The organism is Allomesorhizobium camelthorni (assembly GCF_011045125.1).
In the GTDB taxonomy this organism is placed as follows: domain Bacteria; phylum Pseudomonadota; class Alphaproteobacteria; order Rhizobiales; family Rhizobiaceae; genus Allomesorhizobium; species Allomesorhizobium camelthorni.
The window spans coordinates 61,736-80,951 of sequence record NZ_JAAKZF010000013.1 but is presented as its reverse complement, the minus strand read 5'-3'; the positions used below and the strand labels follow the sequence as shown (position 1 = coordinate 80,951).

Annotated in this window: 20 protein-coding genes; 13 read left to right on the top strand and 7 right to left on the bottom strand. The window is 63.3% G+C overall.

The window, feature by feature from the left end:
- The first annotated feature begins 215 nt into the window (after nucleotides 1-215).
- The 10 genes from G6N73_RS12685 (at nucleotide 216) to G6N73_RS12640 (ending at nucleotide 9,695) form a co-directional block, all read left to right on the top strand.
- Nucleotides 216-389 (top strand): Flp family type IVb pilin, encoded by a 174-nt coding sequence (locus G6N73_RS12685; protein WP_165028035.1) that lies wholly within the window; start codon nucleotides 216-218, stop codon nucleotides 387-389.
- Nucleotides 390-519: 130 nt separating this feature from the next.
- Entirely contained in the window at nucleotides 520-1,041 is a 522-nt protein-coding gene (locus tag G6N73_RS12680) for an A24 family peptidase (protein ID WP_165028033.1), read from the top strand.
- 186 nt (nucleotides 1,042-1,227) lie between these two features.
- Nucleotides 1,228-2,040: a Flp pilus assembly protein CpaB gene (cpaB, locus tag G6N73_RS12675; RefSeq protein WP_165028031.1), complete on the top strand. Its 813-nt coding sequence runs from the start codon at nucleotides 1,228-1,230 to the stop codon at nucleotides 2,038-2,040.
- Entirely contained in the window at nucleotides 2,037-3,614 is a 1,578-nt protein-coding gene (locus G6N73_RS12670; RefSeq protein WP_246251970.1) for a type II and III secretion system protein family protein, read from the top strand. Before cpaB ends, G6N73_RS12670 begins: the two co-directional genes overlap by 4 nt.
- A 14-nt stretch (nucleotides 3,615-3,628) precedes the next feature.
- A complete protein-coding gene (locus G6N73_RS12665; protein ID WP_165028030.1) occupies nucleotides 3,629-4,363 on the top strand; it encodes a CpaD family pilus assembly protein in 735 nt (244 codons plus the stop codon).
- A 30-nt stretch (nucleotides 4,364-4,393) separates the two neighbouring features.
- Nucleotides 4,394-5,674 (top strand): CpaE/TadZ family protein, encoded by a 1,281-nt coding sequence (locus tag G6N73_RS12660; protein WP_165028028.1) that lies wholly within the window; start codon nucleotides 4,394-4,396, stop codon nucleotides 5,672-5,674.
- Between the two features lie 29 nt (nucleotides 5,675-5,703).
- A complete protein-coding gene (locus G6N73_RS12655; protein WP_165028025.1) occupies nucleotides 5,704-7,200 on the top strand; it encodes a TadA family conjugal transfer-associated ATPase in 1,497 nt (498 codons plus the stop codon).
- Nucleotides 7,201-7,219: 19 nt separating this feature from the next.
- Complete coding sequence (locus tag G6N73_RS12650) at nucleotides 7,220-8,233, top strand: type II secretion system F family protein (protein WP_165028023.1); 1,014 nt, start codon at nucleotides 7,220-7,222, stop codon at nucleotides 8,231-8,233.
- 4 nt (nucleotides 8,234-8,237) lie between these two features.
- Complete coding sequence (locus tag G6N73_RS12645; protein ID WP_165028021.1) at nucleotides 8,238-9,254, top strand: type II secretion system F family protein; 1,017 nt, start codon at nucleotides 8,238-8,240, stop codon at nucleotides 9,252-9,254.
- 87 nt (nucleotides 9,255-9,341) lie between these two features.
- Nucleotides 9,342-9,695 (top strand): VOC family protein, encoded by a 354-nt coding sequence (locus tag G6N73_RS12640; RefSeq protein ID WP_165028019.1) that lies wholly within the window; start codon nucleotides 9,342-9,344, stop codon nucleotides 9,693-9,695.
- Between the two features lie 55 nt (nucleotides 9,696-9,750).
- Here the strand turns inward: G6N73_RS12640 and G6N73_RS12635 are convergent, their stop codons facing one another.
- Complete coding sequence (locus G6N73_RS12635; RefSeq protein WP_165028017.1) at nucleotides 9,751-10,575, bottom strand: tetratricopeptide repeat protein; 825 nt, start codon at nucleotides 10,573-10,575, stop codon at nucleotides 9,751-9,753.
- Between the two features lie 127 nt (nucleotides 10,576-10,702).
- On the opposite strand from G6N73_RS12635, the gene G6N73_RS12630 reads away from it, so the two are divergent.
- The 3 genes from G6N73_RS12630 to G6N73_RS12620 all read left to right on the top strand — a co-directional run bounded on the left by G6N73_RS12630 (nucleotide 10,703) and on the right by G6N73_RS12620 (nucleotide 13,475).
- Nucleotides 10,703-12,067 (top strand): leucyl aminopeptidase family protein, encoded by a 1,365-nt coding sequence (locus G6N73_RS12630; RefSeq protein WP_165028015.1) that lies wholly within the window; start codon nucleotides 10,703-10,705, stop codon nucleotides 12,065-12,067.
- 200 nt (nucleotides 12,068-12,267) lie between these two features.
- Entirely contained in the window at nucleotides 12,268-12,618 is a 351-nt protein-coding gene (locus tag G6N73_RS12625) for a MarR family winged helix-turn-helix transcriptional regulator (protein ID WP_165028013.1), read from the top strand.
- Nucleotides 12,615-13,475, top strand: coding sequence for a C40 family peptidase (locus G6N73_RS12620; protein ID WP_165028011.1), 861 nt, complete (start codon nucleotides 12,615-12,617; stop codon nucleotides 13,473-13,475). The genes G6N73_RS12625 and G6N73_RS12620 overlap by 4 nt, the downstream gene beginning before the upstream one ends.
- Nucleotides 13,476-13,589: 114 nt before the next feature.
- Here the strand turns inward: G6N73_RS12620 and G6N73_RS12615 are convergent, their stop codons facing one another.
- The 6 genes from G6N73_RS12615 to G6N73_RS12590 all read right to left on the bottom strand — a co-directional run bounded on the left by G6N73_RS12615 (nucleotide 13,590) and on the right by G6N73_RS12590 (nucleotide 19,204).
- Complete coding sequence (locus G6N73_RS12615; RefSeq protein WP_165028009.1) at nucleotides 13,590-14,531, bottom strand: 2-hydroxyacid dehydrogenase; 942 nt, start codon at nucleotides 14,529-14,531, stop codon at nucleotides 13,590-13,592.
- 24 nt (nucleotides 14,532-14,555) lie between these two features.
- Nucleotides 14,556-16,184 carry a dipeptide ABC transporter ATP-binding protein gene (locus G6N73_RS12610; RefSeq protein WP_165028007.1) on the bottom strand — a complete coding sequence of 543 codons (1,629 nt, stop codon included), beginning with the start codon at nucleotides 16,182-16,184 and terminating at the stop codon, nucleotides 14,556-14,558.
- The gene (locus tag G6N73_RS12605; RefSeq protein WP_165028005.1) at nucleotides 16,181-16,681 is read right to left on the bottom strand and encodes a type II toxin-antitoxin system VapC family toxin; all 501 of its coding nucleotides are present in this window, start codon (nucleotides 16,679-16,681) and stop codon (nucleotides 16,181-16,183) included. The genes G6N73_RS12610 and G6N73_RS12605 overlap by 4 nt, the downstream gene beginning before the upstream one ends.
- On the bottom strand, nucleotides 16,681-16,914 hold the full coding sequence (locus G6N73_RS12600) for a hypothetical protein (RefSeq protein WP_165028003.1): 234 nt from the start codon (nucleotides 16,912-16,914) through the stop codon (nucleotides 16,681-16,683). Before G6N73_RS12600 ends, G6N73_RS12605 begins: the two co-directional genes overlap by 1 nt.
- Nucleotides 16,915-16,976: 62 nt before the next feature.
- Nucleotides 16,977-18,110 (bottom strand): ABC transporter permease, encoded by a 1,134-nt coding sequence (locus G6N73_RS12595; RefSeq protein WP_165028001.1) that lies wholly within the window; start codon nucleotides 18,108-18,110, stop codon nucleotides 16,977-16,979.
- Nucleotides 18,110-19,204, bottom strand: coding sequence for a microcin C ABC transporter permease YejB (locus tag G6N73_RS12590; protein ID WP_165027999.1), 1,095 nt, complete (start codon nucleotides 19,202-19,204; stop codon nucleotides 18,110-18,112). Before G6N73_RS12590 ends, G6N73_RS12595 begins: the two co-directional genes overlap by 1 nt.
- Nucleotides 19,205-19,216: the final 12 nt, after the last annotated feature.

The window sequence follows — 19,216 nt, the reverse complement described above, 5'->3', positions numbered from 1 at the left end:
CGGAGGCAGCCACTCCAGCAATTCGCCCGGTTTCAAAGACCCCGTCGAAGTTTAGCCGGCGGTTAACCAAAAGCGGCGGCAGGCGGCTGAAAGAATTCGGTAAGGCTGTTTGTTAAGCCGATCGAAAGAGCTCGCTTGTAGTTTCCGGTCATCCGATCAACCCCCACAAAAAAGTTGACGGAAGTGCTGTAACACGTGGAGTAAGGAGCTCTCCAATGTCTAAACTCGTTGCACGTTTTGTGAAGGACGAATCCGGCGCGACCGCAATCGAATACGGTCTGATCGCCGCTCTTATTGCCCTCGCCATCCTGGTCGGCGCCGGCGCGGTCGGCAATTCGCTGAGCACCAAGTTCAACAAGATCGCCACTTCGCTCAACGAGGCCAACTGATCGACGGGGCTGCAAGCCTTATCGCTGCATACAAAAGGCCGCTCCCAACAGGGCGGCCTTTTGACTTTGACAATGCCTTTCCGCTGACGCCCTTCGGCAACGCAAAGGCGCCGCTCATCTGGAACAGGTCATGCTCGAAGCACTGATATTCGTAGTCTTCCCCTTCTGCATGGTCTTCGCGGCTGTTTCCGACATGCTGTCGATGACCATCGCCAACCGCGTGGCGGTCGTGCTCGTGGCCACGTTTGCGCTGGTCGCGCCTTTCACCGGCATGGATTGGGCGGCATACGGCTGGCACTTCGCCGCCGGCGGTCTCGTGCTTCTGGTGACGTTCGGGCTCTTCGCCCTCGGCGGCATGGGCGGCGGCGACGCCAAGCTCATGTCCGCCACCGCGCTGTTTCTCGGCTTCAACGTCCATCTCGTCGAGTATCTGGTGATCTCGGCTTTCCTGGGTGGCGTCCTCACCGTCGCCATATTGGCCTACCGCAACTCGGCGCTTGCCGTATTCACCAGCCGCAACATGTTCCTGCGCCATTTCGCAGACGACGCCGTCGGCATTCCCTATGGTATCGCGCTCGGCCTCGGCGGGCTCGTCGCCTATCCCGATTCGCCGCTGGTCGTCTGGGCGCTGGAGCGGCTTTCGGCGAACTGACGCCGGTCAACCCATTCGCAACGGGCGGCCTGGCCGCCCGTTTTTCGTTTGCCGGCATGGGTTTGGCGGCATTTGAGTAAACCTTAAATTAATCACGATCGTAAGCATTGCATTAACCGTAATTTGACGATTGGCGATGCAATGTCCGGCTCGACTAGATGAGTTGCCAAGGGCGGGCTGGGACAAATGGCTGCATCGAGATTGATCATTTTGGGCGTAGCCGTGGCTGCGGCGGGCGGCGCCGGCTACGTGGCGAAGAACATGTCGGCGCCTCCGGCAGAAATCATCGTCGAGGCCGGCCCACAACAGCCGTCAATCGAGACCACGGAAGTGCTGGTGCTTTCCGGCGACGTGCCGATGGGCGCTCCCGTTGGTGACCAACTGTCCTGGCAGGCCTGGCCGTCTGACGCAGTCACGGAGCACTTCATCACCCGGTCGGCCGAGCCCGATGCGACGGAAAAGCTGAAAGGCTCGATCGCCCGCCTCGCTATGTATGGCGGCGAGCCGTTGCGCCGCTCCAAGCTGGTCGGCGAAGGTCAGAGCTTCATGTCGTCGATCCTACCCTCGGGATCGCGCGCCGTCGCCACCCAGATCGCCGCCGACACCTCGGCCGGCGGCTTCATCCTTCCCAACGATTTTGTCGACGTCATCATGACGCGCCGCTCCGACACGGCCAATGCCGGCGGCGGCTTCATCACCGAAACCATCCTGCAAAACATCAAAGTGCTGGCGATCGACCAGGCCATCCAGGAGGACGAGGAGGGCCGCCGCGTCAAGGTCGGCGAGACGGCGACCCTGGAGCTCACTCCCCAGCAGGCCGAGATCATCACCGTGGCGCAGCAGATGGCCGATCGCCTCACGCTCGCACTGCGGTCGGTCGCGGACGCGCAGGAAGAGCCGCAAGCCGAGGCCGACTATCTCGTCTCCGGCAACGGCCGGCGCGGCACGGTCCGACTGATCAAATCGGGTGAAGTTTCCGAAGTGGGAGCCAGGAAATGACAACGGCCGCAAAATCACACGCCATGTCTGCCCGGCACGCCCGCAAGATCGCCCGCTCTGTCGCGACATTCGCCGCCACCTGCGCGGTCCTGCTTGCGGGAACCAGCCTCGAAAGCCTCACCGGTGTCCAGGCGGCTGAGAACCTTGCGCAAATCGGGTCTGCGTCCGCCGCGGGCCAGCGCGTGAAGCTCGGGCTCAACAAATCGATCGTGATCGACCTGCCCAGCGACGCCTACGATATTCTCGTCGCCAACCCGGCGGTCGCCGACGCGGTCACGCGCACGGCGCGGCGCATCTACCTGTTCGGAAAGGCCGTCGGTCAGACCAACATCTTCGTCTTCGGGCCGAATGGCGAGCAGATCGTCAGCCTCGACCTCGCTGTCGAGCGCGATGTCGCCGGCCTGGAGGATTATATTCAGCGGTTCATCCCCAATTCGGACATCACGGTCGAACTCATCAACGACAACGTGGTCCTCACCGGCACCGTGGACACGCCACTGGATGCGAAACGCGCAGCCGAGCTTGCCAACATCTTTGTCAGTGGCGGTGAAGCGACAACCGGCCAGTATTCGCAGACCGCGTCGGGCGGCTCCAGCGACGGCGGTGTCGACATCGACAATCCCGATCAGGAACGGCGTGTCAGCCAGATCGTCAATCTTCTCCAGATTATCGGCGAGGATCAGGTCACTCTGAAGGTGACAGTGGCCGAGATCAGCCGCAACGTCATGAAGCAGCTCAATGTCGGCTTGATGGCGGAGGGAGCCTCCAACGGAATCAGCTGGGGTGCGATCAGCGAGAACGCGCTGGGGCTGGGCAGCGTCGTTCCCTCTCAAGCCTCTATAGCGAGCGTCGGCAGCACGATGATCGACGCCTATTTCCAGGCCATGGAGCAGGCTGGCGTCATGAAGACCTTGGCGGAGCCCACCTTGACCGCGGTGTCGGGCGAAAAGGCCACGTTCCGGGTCGGCGGCGAGTTCAATGTTCTGAACAGTGTCAGCAGCGCACGAAGCGACGAAAACCTCGATGGTGATGTGCAGCTCGGGTACGAGAAGATCGAATATGGCATCGGTCTCGAGTTCATGCCGGTGGTTCTCTCGCCGGGGCGCATCAGTCTGAAAGTTCGTACGGCCGTCTCGGAGCCCACCAACGAATCCCCGGCCTTCGCCAGCGGTGGCAGAGGCCTGACGGTGAACATGCTGTCCATCCGCAAGCGTCTTGCCGACACCACGGTCGAACTGCCTTCCGGCGGCTCCATGATGATCGCCGGCCTGGTGCGCGACGACATCAGGCAGGCCGTCAACGGTCTGCCCGGACTGACCAAGATCCCGGTGCTGGGCACACTGTTCCGCAGCCGCGATTTCGTCCGCAACGAAACCGAGCTCGTCATCATCGTGACGCCCTATCTGGTCAAGCCGGTTGCGCGCAACGCGCTCACCAAACCGGACGACAATTTCAATGCCGCGAGCGACGGGGCTGGGATGTTCCTTGGCAAGGTCAACCGCGTCTATGGCACCATGCAGACCGACAAGCCGAATGGCCGTTACCACGGCATGGTCGGCTTCATCTACAAATGAGCGGGGAGCGGGCAATGTCTAAGGCAGCGTTTAAGAACCGGACGAACGCCGCGCGCAAGGGCGTTTCCCCCACGCGCATCAGCCGGCCGGCGGTTTCCATTCTCGGCATCGCCGCACTGGCGCTCCTTGCCGGATGCGCAGGGCGCGACAGCGTTGTCGTGGGCTCGATCCCAGACGACTACCGCACCAACCATCCGATCGTGATCGCCGAGAAGGATCAGGTGATCGACCTTCCGGTTGCCCCCAGCGACCGCGGCATGACGGCGGGGCAGCGCGCCTCTCTGGAAGGGTTCTTCGCCGATTACGACCGCAGCGCCGCTCCCGCCTTGAGCATCCTGGTGCCTGTCGGCGCGGCCAACGACGTGGCCGCCTCGCATGCCGGCCACGACTTCGCCAAGCTGGCTAAATCGAGCGGCGTTCCCGAAAGCCGCATCCTGATCAGTTCTTATCAGGCGCCGACACCGGAAATCTCGGCTCCGATCCGAGTCGCCTACACGGCCATGAAGGCGCAGACCGGCAAATGCGGGCGCTGGCCGGAAGACCTTCTGCAGACCGCCGAAAACAAGCATTACGCCGATTTCGGCTGCTCCTATCAGAATAATCTGGCCGCCCAGATCGCCAATCCGTCCGATCTGCTCGGACCACGCAAGCAGAGCAGCATTGACGCCGAAAGGCGCGGGCGGGTCATAGACGGCTACCGGAATGCCGATGTCTTCGCTCCGGTGCCGGCACAGGAAATCGAATTCTGATCCAGTCGCAGCCTTGGGGGCGCGTGAAACATGAACAATCTGGCCTACGATTCCACTCTCGAAAACGGCGACGCGGCGCAGGACATCGCCGCCATGCACGCATTGCGCCCGGTTCCGCGCATCTCCGTGCAGGCATTCTGCGAGACCGAGGGCATCGCCAACCCGATCGAGCGCGCCGGCGAGGATCGCCGCATGTCGAAGGCGCATCTCAAGGTCCATATGGGCGGCCTGGCGACGGCGATCGAATTTTACCAGACGGCCCCGACGCCCAACCTGATCATTCTGGAATCCCGCAGCGAGCCGAAGGAACTGCTCGCCGGGCTTCGGCAATTGTCAGAATACTGCGATCCGTCGACCAAGGTCGTCGTCATCGGTCACTACAACGATGTCGGGCTGTACCGCGAACTGATCCGCACCGGCATTTCCGAATACGTCGTCGCGCCGATCTCGATGGCCGATATCGTCAGCGTCATCTCGTCGATCTTTGTCGACCCCGAGGCCGAGCCGATCGGCCGCTCGATCGCCTTTATCGGCGCCAAGGGCGGTGTCGGCTCGTCGACGATCGCCCACAACGTCGCCTGGGCCATGTCCAACCTCTTCGCATCCGAGGTCGTCGTAGCCGATCTGGACCTGGCCTTCGGAACTGCCAACATCAACTTTGACCAGGATCCGGCCCAGGGCATAGCGGATGCCGTTTTTTCGCCGGAGCGCATGGACGAGGTCTATCTCGATCGCCTGCTCGCGCAATGCGCCGAGCGGCTCTCGCTGCTGGCGGCGCCCTCGACGCTCGACCGCGTCTATGATTTCGACATCGACGCCTTTGCCCAGATCATCGACACGGCGCAGCGCAGCGCCCCGCTTCTGGTGCTGGACGTGCCTCATGTCTGGACCGGCTGGACCAAGAACACGCTGATGAAGGCCGACGAGATCGTCATCACGGTGACGCCCGAACTGGCCAATCTGCGCAACGCCAAGAACCTGGTCGACATGCTGAAGAAGATCAGGCCGAACGATGTGCCGCCGAAGCTGATCGTCAATCAGGCGGGCGTCCCCAAGCGGCCTGAGATCTCGATAGCCGACTTTGCTGAACCGCTCGGCGTGACGCCGATGGCGGTCATACCGTTCGAGCCGCTCCTGTTCGGCAACGCCTCCAACAACGGGCGCATGCTCGGGGAGATGGACGCCAAGAACCCGGTCGTCGCATCGATCAACGACATCGCCCACGTGCTGACCGGGCGAAGCGAGATCAAGGCCAGGAAGAAAGCCGCGTTCGGAGACCTTCTGGGCAAGCTGAAGCGAAAGAAGAAGTGATCCACCGGCAGCGGAATTGGTAATCGACCATGTTTGGCAGAAGAGGCAATGACGACGGCAGCCGGGTGACGCCCGAATTCCGCGCGCCCGCTCCGGCGGCTCCCCCGGTCGTCCGGACTCCGGAGCCTGCACTGGCCTCGGCGGCGCTTGCGTCGACGATCGCTCCCGCCGCGGCCCCAACCCGCCGTGCGGTCGCCTCCCCGCCGATCGCGCCCGAGCCGCGCCGCGCATCGCGCGAGCGCAGCGAAAGCTATTACGATACCAAGTCGCAGGTTTTCGCGGCCCTGATAGACACGATCGACCTGTCGCAGCTTGCAAAGCTCGATCCCGACAGCGCGCGCGAGGAAATCCGCGACATCGTCAACGACATCATCGCGATCAAGAATTTCGCGATGTCGATCTCCGAGCAGGAGGAATTGCTCGAGGATATCTGCAACGACGTCCTGGGCTACGGCCCGCTCGAGCCCCTGCTCGCCCGCGACGACATCGCCGACATCATGGTCAACGGCGCCAAGCAGGTCTTCATCGAAGTCAACGGCAAGGTCGAGCAGACCGGCATCCGTTTTCGCGATAATCAGCAGCTCCTCAACATCTGCCAGCGCATAGTCAGCCAGGTCGGCCGCCGCGTCGACGAATCCAGCCCGATCTGCGACGCCCGCCTTCCCGACGGCTCGCGCGTCAATGTCATCGCGCCGCCGCTGTCCATCGACGGCACCACGCTCACCATCCGCAAGTTCAAGAAGGACAAGCTGACGCTCGACCAACTGGTCAAGTTCGGCGCGATCAGCCCGCAGGGCGCCGAGGTTCTGAAGATCATCGGCCGGGTCCGCTGCAACATCGTCATTTCCGGCGGCACCGGCTCTGGCAAGACGACGCTGCTGAACTGCCTGACCAACTACATCGACCGCGAGGAACGCGTCATCACCTGCGAGGATTCGGCCGAGCTTCAGCTGCAGCAGCCGCATGTCGTGCGCCTCGAAACCCGTCCGCCCAATCTCGAGGGCGAGGGCGAGGTGACCATGCGCGACCTGGTCAAGAACTGCCTTCGCATGCGCCCCGAACGCATCATCGTCGGCGAAGTCCGCGGACCGGAAGTGTTCGACCTCCTGCAGGCGATGAATACCGGCCACGATGGCTCGATGGGAACGATCCACTCCAACAGCCCGCGCGAGTGCCTGAACCGCATCGAATCGATGATCGCCATGGGCGGCTATTCGCTACCGCAAAAGACGGTGCGCGAAATCATCGTGGGCTCGATCGACGTGATCATTCAGGCCGCCCGCCTGCGTGACGGCTCGCGCCGCATCACTCACGTCACCGAGGTGATCGGCATGGAAGGCGACGTGATCATCACGCAGGACCTGGTCCTCTACAACATCAAGGGCGAGGATTCTTCGGGCAGGCTTTTGGGCGAGCACGTGTCCACCGGCATCGGCCGTCCGCATTTCTGGGACCGCGCGCGCTACTACAATGAAGAGCAGCGCCTCGCCAGCGCGCTCGAAGCCATGGAAAAGAAGGCGGATTGATGCGCGGGAGCGTCCTCTGATGTTCGGCATCGACGGAACGATACTGGCCTTCATCGCGCTCGCGGGCTTCAGCGCCGGCGCCGTCGCCTATGCATTCCTGTTCAACACCATCGCCACCGAGAAGAATGCCGGCAAACGGCTCGAAACCGTCAAGCGCGCCGACACCGACCGCTCCGTGGTCAAGGCGTCGCGCGACCGCATGGCGGAAGCAGCAAAGCGCCGCAAATCCGTGCAGGATTCGCTGAACGACCTCGACGCCAGGCAGAAGGCGAAGGACCAGAACATCAAGAAGCCGCCGCTCAAGGTTCAGATTCGGCAGGCCGGCTTGACCATGACGGTCGAGCGCTTCTATCTCTATTCGCTCGCCTGCGGTCTCGCGCTGACGCTCGCGACCTTCATGCTGGGCGCCCCCTTGATGGTCGTTGGCGGCGCGCTTATCGCCGGCACGCTCGGCCTGCCGCGCTGGTTCGTGTCGTTTCGACGGTCGCGCCGCGTCAAGGCCTTCCTCGAAGAGTTTCCCAATGCGCTCGACATCATCGTGCGCGCGGTGAAGTCGGGCCTTCCGCTCAATGACGGCATCCGGCTCATCGCCAATGAATCGCCCGAGCCTGTCAGGACCGAGTTCCGCCGTATCGTCGAATCGCAGCAGGTCGGTCTATCGATCCCGGAGGCGGCGATGCGCATGCCCGAAACCATGCCGTGCCCCGAAGCAGGGTTCTTCGGCATCGTCATCCAGATCCAGAGCCAGGCCGGCGGCAATCTATCGGAAGCGCTGGGCAACCTTTCGCGCGTGCTGCGCGACCGCAAGAAGATGAAGGCCAAAGTGCAGGCGCTGTCCATGGAAGCGAAGGCATCCGCCGCGATCATCGGCGCGCTGCCCTTCATCGTCGCCTTCCTCGTCTATCTGTCGAGCCCGAATTACATCATGCCGCTGTTCACCACGAGCACCGGCCATCTCATCCTGGGCATTTCCGGCGTCTGGATGTCGATCGGCATCTTCGTCATGCGCAAGATGATGAATTTCGAGGTCTGAGGAAATGACCGATCAAGTCGTCAAAGCTCTTACCGATCCATCCTTTCTCATTGCGATGCTGGTCAGCATCGCCGTCTTCGCCACGGTTTTCACCGTGCTGCCGGCGTTCGGCGGCAATCCGCTCAAGTCGCGCATGAAATCGGTGGCGCTGGAGCGCGACGAACTCCGCGCTAAGCAGCGCGCGCGCCTCGCCGCCGATGCTGAGCGCCGCCGCAAGGGCCTGCGTGAGGAACAGTCGATCGGCATGCGCAACATCGTCGAGAAGCTGGATCTGAGACGTGCGCTGGTTGACGAAAAGACGCTGAACGCACTCAAGGTCGCCGGCTTCCGCGGCCAGAATCCGCTGACGAAGTTCCTGTTTTTCCGCCTCGTCCTGCCTTTTGTCGGCTTCGCTTTGGCGGCCGTCTATCTGTTCCTGCTGGGCGGCCTGCCGGACCAGCCGCCTCTGATAAGGTTCTTCGTCTGTATCGTCGTCGCCTATGGCGGCTTCTACGCGCCCAATCTCTACGTCAGCAACCGCGCTTCGAAGCGCAAGCAGTCGATCCAGATGGCTTGGCCCGACGCGCTCGACCTGATGCTGATCTGCGTGGAATCAGGCATGTCCGTCGAAGCGGCGTTGCGCAAGGTTGCCGACGAGATAGGCGGCCAGTCGGCCGACCTCGCCGAGGAGTTCGTGCTCACCAATGCCGAACTCTCCTATCTCCAGGAGCGCAAGCAGGCCTACGAAAACCTCGCCAGCCGAACCGGGCTGGAATCGGTCAAGTCGGTCACGCAGGCGCTGGTCCAGGCCGAGCGTTACGGCACGCCCGTCGCCACGGCGCTCCGGGTGCTGGCGGCCGAGAGCCGCGACATGCGCATGAATGCAGCCGAGAAGAAGGCGGCTGCGCTGCCGCCCAAGCTCACCGTTCCGATGATCCTGTTCTTTCTGCCGGTGCTCTTCGCCATCATTCTCGGCCCCGCCGGCATGCAGGTCAGCGAGCGTGGCATCTTCGGCGATGGCGGCACCTCGAACGTCGAATAGGGCAACACGGCTTAAAGCTGCCTCGATATCCAGCTAAAACCGCGCGAGAAAGCTTTCGCGGTTGCCTTTCGGCGCATGGAGGATTCTATGACGGTCAAGCGCATAGTCGCCAACTTAGCAACGGAAGATCTCGGCGCGGCCAATGCCTTTTACGGCGAGATCCTCGGGCTCCGCGTTGTGATGGATCATGGCTGGATTCAGACCTTCGCAGACGATGGCCTTGCAGCCCCGCAGATCAGCTTCGCCACACAAGGCGGTTCGGGCACGCCCGTTCCCGATCTGTCGATCGAGGTCGATGATCTGGAGGAGGTCCGGCAGCGTGTTGTGGCCCGCGGGCTGAAAATCGAATACGGCCCGGCCAGCGAGCCCTGGGGCGTGCGGCGCTTCTATGTCCGCGACCCGTTCGGCCGCCTCGTGAACATCCTCTCGCACGAGGAGTGAAGCGGCGGCTGGGCCTTAGCCCGCTGTGATGAAAGCTGCCTGAGCGACACCGGCCTCAGTTCGTATTGGCTTCCGGCTTTTCTTCTTCGGCCTTGATCTGGGTCCAGGCGTTCTGCTGCGCCAGCATGCCGCGCAGATAGGCGACGTTGGCTTCCGCCTGCTCGGGCGAAAGCTCCTGGCTGGCGATCTTCTCGGCTTCCTCGAAGCGGCCCTGCAGCCCGACGACCAGCGCCAAATTCTGCCTCACCCGGCTGTCGGCCCCCTGAGCCTGCGAAGCCGAGCGCATATAAGTCTCCGCGGTCTTGAGGTCGCCTTCCAGCACATAGGACATTCCGAGGTTGGAAAGCACCGAAGGCTCGTTCGGCTTCAGGTCGAGCGCCTTGCGGTAGAGCCGCCGCGCCTCGGCGGTCTGGCCGAGCTGGTCGAGAATCGCGCCTTCGGCCGAGGCCAGCTTCCAGTCCGGATATTCGGGGGTCTGCGCCCGGCGCACGGCGTCAAGCGCCGGTTCGAGCTGACCGACGCCGGCCAGCGCCTTGCCATAAGCGGCGAGCACCTCGCGATCCTTGGGATGCGCGATAGCGAGCTTGCGCATGACGGCGAGAGCCTGGTCGGCCTTGCCGTTCATCTGCAGCACGCTGGCGTAGCGCATGGCTGTGGGTTTGTCTTCCGTGTCGCGCGTGTAGGCCTTGCCCAGCGCGTCGGCCGTCGAGTCGAGTTCGCTGGCCGACATGGTTTCGATCGGCCTGCCCGCGTCGCGCGAGATCGAGCCCGTGATCATTTTCGAGGTGCCGCAGCCAGCCAGGTTGGCGGCCATCACGGTCAGGAAAACGCCGGTCACGAGCCGCTTGCCTGTTGCGTTCATCGTGCGATTGGTCAACATCGGCGCCCGACCCTCCATCCGTCTTCGCGACCGTCGTCCGGCCGCCTGCCCCACCCCGGAGAAATATTCCGTTAACCCTAATGGATGGTTAAGGAACGCCCGCCCACCAGCCCCAGGACCGTAAAACATGCCTCTTGAACTCGTGCACAAGCAGCCCCGCAACGCGCTGCCCGTCTACCTCGTCACCAAGGACGGCCTGGAAAAGGCCGGGCTGGATCCAGTCGCCGCGGCATGGGCTGCCGCGAACGGCTTCACCGGCGAGGCAGGCAAGGTGCTGCTCTTGCCCGGGGCCGGCGGCGGGGCTGCCGGCGCGCTTTGCGGCACGGGCGACGGCGAAGCGTCACTGACGGCCGGCGCGCTGGCCAAGGCGCTGCCGGAGGGCGACTGGTATTTCGCTTCCGAGCCGAAGGACCCGGCGCTCACCGCGCTCGGCCTGATGCTCGGCGGCTACGCCTTCACACGCTACGGCAAGAAGCCGTCGCGCGATGTACGCTTTTCCGTGCCTGCTGGCGTCGACATCGAGCACACGCGCCGCGTCGCCGACGCCGTGTTCCTGGCCCGCGACCTTGTCAACACGCCCACCAACGACATGGGACCGAACGCGCTCGAAGCCGCGGTCCAGGGTCTGGGGGACAAGCACAAGGCCAAGGTCAAAATCGTCTCGGGCGACGCCCTGCTGGAAAAGAATTTTCCGATGATCCATGCCGTCGGCCGCGCTTCGACTGAAGCGCCGCGGCTGATCGACATGCGCTGGGGGCCGAAGAACGCGCCGAAGGTCACGCTGGTCGGCAAGGGCGTCTGCTTCGACACCGGCGGCTTGGACATCAAGCCGGCGAGCGGCATGCTGATCATGAAGAAGGACATGGGCGGCGCAGCCAACGTGCTGGGCCTGGCCTCCATGATCATGGAGGCAAAGCGCGCCATCCGCCTGCGCGTGCTCATCCCGGCGGTGGAAAACGCCATTTCTGGCAACGCCTTCCGGCCCGGCGACGTCCTGCCGAGCCGTAAGGGCCTCACCGTCGAGATCGGCAACACCGACGCGGAAGGCAGGCTTGTCCTGGCCGACGCGCTGGCGCTCGCCGACGAGGAGGAGCCGCAGCTCCTCATCGACATGGCGACGCTGACCGGCGCCGCCCGCGTAGCGCTCGGGCCGGATCTGCCGCCTTTCTACACGGACGACGATGCGCTCGCCGCCGAACTCGCGTCCGCCGCAGTCGCCGTCGAAGACCCGCTCTGGCGGATGCCGCTGTGGCGGCCCTACGAGGCCAAGCTGACCTCCAAGATCGCCGATATCAACAACGTCACCACCGACGGCTTCGCGGGTTCTGTCACGGCCGCTCTCTTCCTCCGCCGCTTCGTAGAGAAGGCGGCAAGCTGGGCGCATTTCGACATTTTTGCCTGGAACCCCTCCGACCGCGCCCACGGCCCTGCCGGCGGCGAAGCCCAGGGCATCCGTGCGCTGGAGCGGGTGCTGGCCCGGAGGTACGGCTGAGCATTTCGGAAAAGGCTGGCGCTGCCCCTCACCGTTACCCTCTCCCCGTGACGAACATGGAGAGGGGTCATCAACGCTGGAGCGCGCTCCTCTCCCCGTCCTGAGCTTGTCGGCAGACAGGTGAGGGGCGGCGCCGACTTCACATGATGATCTGCACTAACTGAAACGGAACCGAAACGTTTTGCGCCCATTCTGCAGCGATGACGATCACCTTGCGGCCCAGCCAGGCCCTCCGGCTCTGGCAGCAGGTCACCCTTTCGGAGGTGCGCGACGACGCGCCTGACCTGACCATGCGCCAGGCGGCGATCCTGCTCACAATCTATCTCGATCCACCGCCGCACACTGTGCGCGGCCTCGCCGCGCGGCTCAACGTCACCAAGCCGGTGATAACGCGCGCGCTGGATTCGATGGGCGCGCTGAAGCTCGTCTCGCGCCACCGAGACGAACTCGACAAGCGCAACGTGCTGGTTAGGCGGACCGTCGAGGGCGCGCTCTATGTCGAGCGGCTCGGCGATGTTATCATCGCCAAAGCCAAGGAGTTGCCGATTTGACTGCCCGTGACGCCCGCCTGCATGCCTTCCGTCCCGATCTCGCCGACGACCGCCTCAGGGGCGAAGTCGCGGCCGAGCGCTTCGTCGCCGGCCAGCCGGCCCGCATCGTCGCAGCGGTCGCGGACATCAGGAAGGCGCCGGCCCCGGATGCAGGCGTCAACACGCAGGCGCTTTTCGGCGCGGATGTGCGGGTCTTCGAGCGGGCGGCCGGCTGGGCCTGGATCCAGGCGGAAAGCGACGGCTATGTCGGCTATGTGGTCGAGACGGCCCTTGGAGTGCGCGAGGCCGAACCGACCCATCTCGTGGCCGCGCCGCGCAGCTTTGTCTATCCCGGCCCCGACCTGAAGTTCCCTCGCACCGGCGAATTGTCGATGGGCTCGGCGGTGGCCGTCACCGGCTATGCCGAAACGCGCGGCACGCGCTATGCGCTGCTCTCCTCCGGCGAAGCGCTGGTGGCGGGGCACCTGCGCCCTATCGGTGAAGCCGCGACGGACTATGTCGCGGTGGCCGAGACGCTCCTCTACACGCCCTATCTCTGGGGCGGGGTATCGGGTTTCGGCATCGACTGCTCCGGGCTGGTGCAGCTCGCCATGCGCATGGCCGGCAGGAACGTGCTGCGCGACACTGACATGCAGGCCGAAAGCATCGGCGCGCCGGTCGAGCCAGGCCCCGGCTTTTCGAGACTGCGGCGCGGCGACCTCGTCTTCTGGAAGGGCCACGTCGCGATCATGACCGACGCCGAAAACACGATCCACGCCAACGGCCATACCATGCTGGTCTCGCGCGAGCGACTTTCCGACGCCATCGACCGCATCGGCTACCTCTATGGCGGCCCGACGGGGTTCAGAAGGCCGTAGTCCTTTTGTTGAATGTGATCCCTCCCGCGAAGCTGGGCGGCGGAACTGCTGATCCTTCCCTGCTAGGGACGGCGGACATCCGGCGATTGTCCCTTCCTGCGAAGGAATGCCCGGTTAATATCCTGCCTCGCGATTGACCAGATTGTGCAGCGGCTCGCCGCGCTCGTAGGCGTCCATCTGCTCGAGCATCGGCGCGGCGAGGTGCGCGGGGTCCGAGGTCGCCGCCGCATGCGGCGTGACGAAGACGCGCGGATGCGCCCAGAGCGGGCTGGTCCGGGGCAGCGGCTCCACCTCGAACACGTCGAGGCTCGCCTCCTTCAGCGTGCCATCCTCCAGCGCGCGCAAGATGTCGGCGTCGCGCTGCAACCTGCCGCGACCGGCATTGATCAGCACTGCGCCGCCGAGCCCGTTGCGGCGTCTGAGTTCCCGAAGCAGCCCGTAATTGACGATGCCCTGCGTCGCCGGCGTCAGCGGCAGAAGCACCACGAGAATGTCGGTGGCGTTGAGGAACGGGATCAGCCCGCCATCGCCGGAAAACGTCGTGACGCCGGCCATCGGCCGGTCCGTGCGGCCCCAGCCGTTCACCCGGAAGCCGAGCGCCAGCAGCGCCTGGGCGGCCGCGCGGCCAAGCTGCCCCAGACCCATGATGCCGACCGAAATGTCGTTTGCAGGCCGCTGGGGCGGCTCATGCCAGATTTTCTTGCGCTGCTGGGCGCGGTAGAGCATGCCCTGCCGGTGGTGGTCGAGCACCCGCCAAGTGACATATTCGGTCATGTACTGGGTGAGGTTTTCAGCGACGACGCGCACGATCGGCACGTCCGGCACCGTGGGATCGGTGAATATGTGATCGACGCCGGCGCCGATCGAGAATATGGCGCGCAGGTTCGGCAGGCCGGCGAGCAGATTGGGACGCTGCTTCCACACCACCGCATAGGTGATGGACGGGTCGTTGGGTCCGTCCGGCGCCAGCATCACCTCGCGGTCGACTGACAGCAATTCCTGCCAGCGCTGCGGATTGAAGCCGGTGACCGAAAGCAGGATGCGGCCCTTCTGCATGATGTCAGTCTCTTCCCTGGAATGCTATTCGCTGACGATTCCGGTCGGCGCGGTCTCGATCTTGAACGCCGCCGAAATCAGCGCTCTCGTATAGTCCGACTGCGGCGCTTCGAAAATCTGCTTGGCCGGGCCGAACTCGACGATCTTGCCGTTGCGCATGACGATCACCTCGTTGGCGAGCGCCCGGATCACCTTGAGATCGTGGCTGATGAACAGATAGGCGAGGTCGTGCCTTGCCTGCAGGTCGCGCAAGAGGTCGACGACCTGCGCCTGCACGCTCATGTCGAGCGCCGAGGTCGGCTCGTCGAGCATGACGAAGCGCGGATTGAGCACCATCGCCCGCGCGATCGCGATGCGCTGGCGCTGCCCTCCGGAAAATTCGTGCGGATAGCGGAAGCGCGTCTCGGGATCGAGCCCTACCTCTTTGAGCACGTCGACCACCCGCCGGTCACGCTCTTCCTCCGACAATTTCGGCTCGTGGATTTTCAGCCCCTCCTCGATGATTTCGGCGATCGACATGCGCGGGCTGAGCGAGCCGAACGGATCCTGGAAGACGATCTGTAATTCGCGGCGCAGCGGGCGCATTTCGTTGAAGGAGAGCCGGTCGATGTCGCGGCCGTTGAAATGGATCTTGCCTTCGGACGAGATCATGCGGGCGAGAGCGAGGCCGAGCGTCGTCTTGCCCGAGCCGGATTCGCCCACCACGCCGAGCGTCTGGCCGGCGCGTACCGTGACGTCGATGCCGTCCACCGCCTTCACGTGGTCGACAGTCTTGCGGAAAAACCCCTGCTTGATCGGGAACCACACTTTTACGCCTTCGCCCGACATCACCGTCTTCGCGCTGGTGTCGGCGACCGGCGGCTGGCCCTTCGGCTCGGCGGCGAGCAGATGGCGGGTATAAGCGTGCTTGGGATTGTCGAAGATTTCCTTGGTCGGCCCGGTCTCGACGATCTTGCCATTGGTCATCACGCAGACACGATCGGCGATCTTGCGAACGATGCCGAGGTCGTGGGTGATGAACAGCATCGACATGCCCTTGCGGGCCTTCAGGCCGGCAAGCAACTCGAGTATCTGCGCCTGCACGGTCACGTCGAGCGCGGTGGTCGGCTCGTCGGCGATCAAAAGTTCCGGCTCGTTGGCCAGCGCCATGGCGATCATCACGCGCTGCCGCTGGCCGCCCGACAATTGATGCGGGTAGGCCTGGAGGCGCTTCTGCGGTTCGCGTATGCCGACCTCGTTGAGCAGTTCGAGCGTGCGGGCGCGCGCCTGGCGCTCGCCCATGCCCTGGTGCAGCGTCAGGATCTCGACGATCTGCTGCTCGATCGTGTGCAGCGGATTGAGCGAGGTCATCGGCTCCTGGAAGATCATGGTGATCTTGTTGCCGCGCACCTTGCGCAACTCGTTCTCGCCCTGGGCCAGAAGATCCCTGCCATGGAACAGGACCTCGCCGGACGGATGGCTGGCCGGCGGGTAGGGCAAAAGCTTGAGCACCGAAAGCGCCGAGACCGATTTGCCCGACCCGGATTCGCCGACCAGCGCCACCGTCTCGCCCTTGGCGATGTCGAAGGAGATATGATCGACGGCCATGGTCGTCCTGCCGCCCTGGCTGAAAGCGACGGAGAGATCGCGGACCGAAAGGAGGGGTGAGGTCACTTTGCCAACTCGCGAATAATTCGATCCAGAACTGGAATTGTTGGCTTTGTGGTTGAGATATGCGCGTTCAAACTAGGAAAGGTATGCCGGTTCGACGTGATCGAATAAACCTCTTTCAATCGTGTATCTGAAGTCAAAAGGTGAGTGCAGCCGAAATGCATCGCGGTCGAAAGATGTATCGCGTCCGGCAATCGCAGCGAGGCATGTTCGGCGCGTAATAGGGCGGCATGCCAGAGCACGTCGCGACTGACGATGCCCACTCTGATGAAGGCATTCCCCAAGGTCAGATTGTCATAAATCTCGATAAGACGATCATTGCTCTTCCTGAATGGATCGACCATTAATTCGGCAAGCGTCATTTCGCTCGTTGCCAAGAACGGAGATTTCGCGTTCGAGTTCAACGAGATAAGCTCAAGCAGCTTTCTTGCTAGGTCGTCGTTGTTTTCAAAAGCGGATATGAAGATGTTCGTGTCTAGATAGAGCCGGATGGAAGCCATCAATAATCCCACTCATCGCGAAGTGCGCGAATTCGTGCAACGGCTTCTTCCACGCTGGTTCCGGGAGCGTTCTCTTGAGCCTTCCGCATAAGTTCGAGCAATTCCTCGCGACCGAGGGGCTTTCGCGCTTCCTCCTCTACAGTGACCGTCACTGACGCGTTTTCAGCGATCTGACCGCGCAGATCGTCGGGAAGCTGCGAGGCGGGATAATGCTGCCTAACAATTCTGTTCATCTTATCGCCTTGTCATCCGGCAGTGCCGATGCGGTTTGCGCAAAACTAGCACGGATCGCCCCTCATTTGAACGTCTTGCGCGGATCGAACGCGTCGCGCGTCGCCTCGCCGATGAAGATCAGCAGCGACAGCATCAACGACATGACGATGAAACCCGAGAACCCAAGCCAGGGCGCGTTGAGGTTGCGTTGGCCCTGCTTCAGCAATTCGCCGAGCGAGGCTGAACCTGGCGGCAGGCCGAAGCCGAGGAAGTCGAGCGAGGTCAGCGTGGTGATCGATCCGTTCAGGATGAAAGGCAGGAAGGTCAGCGTCGCCACCATCGCGTTGGGCAGAAGATGGCGGAACATGATGGTGCGGTTGGGCACGCCGAGCGCGCGCGCCGCGTTCACATATTCGAAGTTGCGGGCGCGGAGGAATTCGGCGCGCACGATGCCGACGAAGCTCACCCAGGAGAACAGGAGCATGATGCCGAGCAGGATGAAGAAGCCGGGCGGCAGGATCGCCGCGATGATGAGGAGCAGGTAGAGCACCGGTATCGACGACCAGATCTCGATGATGCGCTGGAAAATCAGATCCACCAAGCCGCCGAAATAGCCCTGGACTGCACCTGACGAAACGCCGATGACCGCCGACCCGAGAGTCAGGATCAGGCCGAACAGCACCGAAACGCGAAAGCCGTAGATGACACGGGCCAGCACGTCGCGCGCCTGGTCGTCAGTGCCGAGCCAATTCCAATTGCCTATCGTGCAGTTCGGGTCGTCGACGCCAAGCGGATAGCGCTGGCAACGTTCTTCCTTCGTGAACATCCAGGACGGCCGGGCCGGGGCGGCTTCGGGGATTTCATTGTTCACCGTGCGATACGAATAGCGGACCGGCGGCCAGAGAAGCCAGCCATTGGCCTCGATCTCGTCCGATATCACCGGGTCGCGATAGTCGGCGACGGCGTAGAAGCCGCCGAATTTCTCCTCCGGATAATCGATCAGCGCCGGAACCAGCAATTCGCCCTTGTAGAAGGCGAGGATCGGCCGGTCGTTGGCGACGAATTCGGCCAACATCGACAGGACGAACAGGACGAGGAAGATCCAGAGCGACCAGTAGCCGCGCCGGTTCGCCTTGAAATTCTGCCAGCGCCGCTGGTTGAGCGGCGACAGCCACGGCCGGGCGGCGCGCGGGCCGATTCCTTCGACCGCCGCCATCAGACGTCCCTCCGCTCGAAGTCGATGCGCGGGTCGATCCAGGTGTAGATGAGATCGGAGATGAGGCCGACGAACAGCCCGATCAGCGAGAAAATGTAGAGGTTGGCGAAGACGACGGGGTAGTCGCGCGCGACCACGGAGCGAAAGCCGAGAAGGCCGAGCCCGTCGAGCGAGAAGATATTCTCGATCAGCAGCGAACCGGTGAAGAAGGCCGCGATGAAGGCGCCGGGAAAGCCGGCGATGACGATCAGCATGGCGTTGCGGAAGACGTGGCCGTAGAGGACGCGCCCTTCGGACAGGCCCTTGGCGCGCGCCGTGACGACATATTGCTTGCGGATTTCATCCAGGAACGAGTTCTTGGTGAGCAGCGTCGTGGTTGCGAATGCGGAGAGCACCAGCGCCGTCAGCGGCAGCGCCAGATGCCAGAAATAGTCGAGTATCTTTCCGCCGAGCGACAATTGATCGAAATTGTCCGAAGTCAGGCCGCGTAGCGGGAACCAGTCGAAGAACGATCCGCCCGCAAACAGCACCATGAGCAGAATGGCGAACAGGAAGCCCGGAATTGCATATCCGACGATGACGATTCCGCTGGTCCAGACGTCGAAGGCCGACCCGTCCTTGACCGCCTTGCGGATGCCAAGCGGGATAGAGATCAGATAGGCGAGGAGCGTGGTCCATAGCCCGATAGAGATCGACACCGGCATTTTTTCGAGGATCAGGTCGATGACCGAGATGTCGCGAAAGAAACTCTCGCCGAAATCGAAGCGGGCATAGTCCCACAGCATCTTGAAGAAGCGTTCGAGCGGCGGCCTGTCGAAGCCGAATTGCTGTTCCAGCTTGGCGATGAATTCGGGGTTAAGCCCCTGCGCGCCGCGATATCTCGACGAGGCTCCGCCGCCGGCGTCGACATTGCCCGCAGGCATATCGCTGCCGCCGCCCGAAAGGCGGTCTTCGCCGCCCTGCCCGGTCAGTTGCGCGATCACCTGCTCGACCGGTCCGCCCGGTGCGAACTGGATGACGATGAAGGAGATCGCCATGATGCCGAACAGCGTCGGAATCATCAAAAGCACGCGTCTGAGGATATAGGCGCCCATCAGGCCGCGCCC

What these genes read in the sequence shown, in the direction of transcription:
- G6N73_RS12685 (WP_165028035.1), top strand. Translation starts at nt 216, where the DNA reads ATGTCTAAACTCGTTGCACGTTTTGTGAAGGACGAATCCGGCGCGACC.
- G6N73_RS12680 (WP_165028033.1), top strand. Translation starts at nt 520, where the DNA reads ATGCTCGAAGCACTGATATTCGTAGTCTTCCCCTTCTGCATGGTCTTC.
- cpaB (WP_165028031.1), top strand. Translation starts at nt 1,228, where the DNA reads ATGGCTGCATCGAGATTGATCATTTTGGGCGTAGCCGTGGCTGCGGCG.
- G6N73_RS12670 (WP_246251970.1), top strand. Translation starts at nt 2,037, where the DNA reads ATGACAACGGCCGCAAAATCACACGCCATGTCTGCCCGGCACGCCCGC.
- G6N73_RS12665 (WP_165028030.1), top strand. Translation starts at nt 3,629, where the DNA reads ATGTCTAAGGCAGCGTTTAAGAACCGGACGAACGCCGCGCGCAAGGGC.
- G6N73_RS12660 (WP_165028028.1), top strand. Translation starts at nt 4,394, where the DNA reads ATGAACAATCTGGCCTACGATTCCACTCTCGAAAACGGCGACGCGGCG.
- G6N73_RS12655 (WP_165028025.1), top strand. Translation starts at nt 5,704, where the DNA reads ATGTTTGGCAGAAGAGGCAATGACGACGGCAGCCGGGTGACGCCCGAA.
- G6N73_RS12650 (WP_165028023.1), top strand. Translation starts at nt 7,220, where the DNA reads ATGTTCGGCATCGACGGAACGATACTGGCCTTCATCGCGCTCGCGGGC.
- G6N73_RS12645 (WP_165028021.1), top strand. Translation starts at nt 8,238, where the DNA reads ATGACCGATCAAGTCGTCAAAGCTCTTACCGATCCATCCTTTCTCATT.
- G6N73_RS12640 (WP_165028019.1), top strand. Translation starts at nt 9,342, where the DNA reads ATGACGGTCAAGCGCATAGTCGCCAACTTAGCAACGGAAGATCTCGGC.
- G6N73_RS12635 (WP_165028017.1), bottom strand. Translation starts at nt 10,575, where the DNA reads ATGTTGACCAATCGCACGATGAACGCAACAGGCAAGCGGCTCGTGACC.
- G6N73_RS12630 (WP_165028015.1), top strand. Translation starts at nt 10,703, where the DNA reads ATGCCTCTTGAACTCGTGCACAAGCAGCCCCGCAACGCGCTGCCCGTC.
- G6N73_RS12625 (WP_165028013.1), top strand. Translation starts at nt 12,268, where the DNA reads ATGACGATCACCTTGCGGCCCAGCCAGGCCCTCCGGCTCTGGCAGCAG.
- G6N73_RS12615 (WP_165028009.1), bottom strand. Translation starts at nt 14,531, where the DNA reads ATGCAGAAGGGCCGCATCCTGCTTTCGGTCACCGGCTTCAATCCGCAG.
- G6N73_RS12605 (WP_165028005.1), bottom strand. Translation starts at nt 16,681, where the DNA reads ATGGCTTCCATCCGGCTCTATCTAGACACGAACATCTTCATATCCGCT.
- G6N73_RS12600 (WP_165028003.1), bottom strand. Translation starts at nt 16,914, where the DNA reads ATGAACAGAATTGTTAGGCAGCATTATCCCGCCTCGCAGCTTCCCGAC.
- G6N73_RS12595 (WP_165028001.1), bottom strand. Translation starts at nt 18,110, where the DNA reads ATGGCGGCGGTCGAAGGAATCGGCCCGCGCGCCGCCCGGCCGTGGCTG.
- G6N73_RS12590 (WP_165027999.1), bottom strand. Translation starts at nt 19,204, where the DNA reads ATGGGCGCCTATATCCTCAGACGCGTGCTTTTGATGATTCCGACGCTG.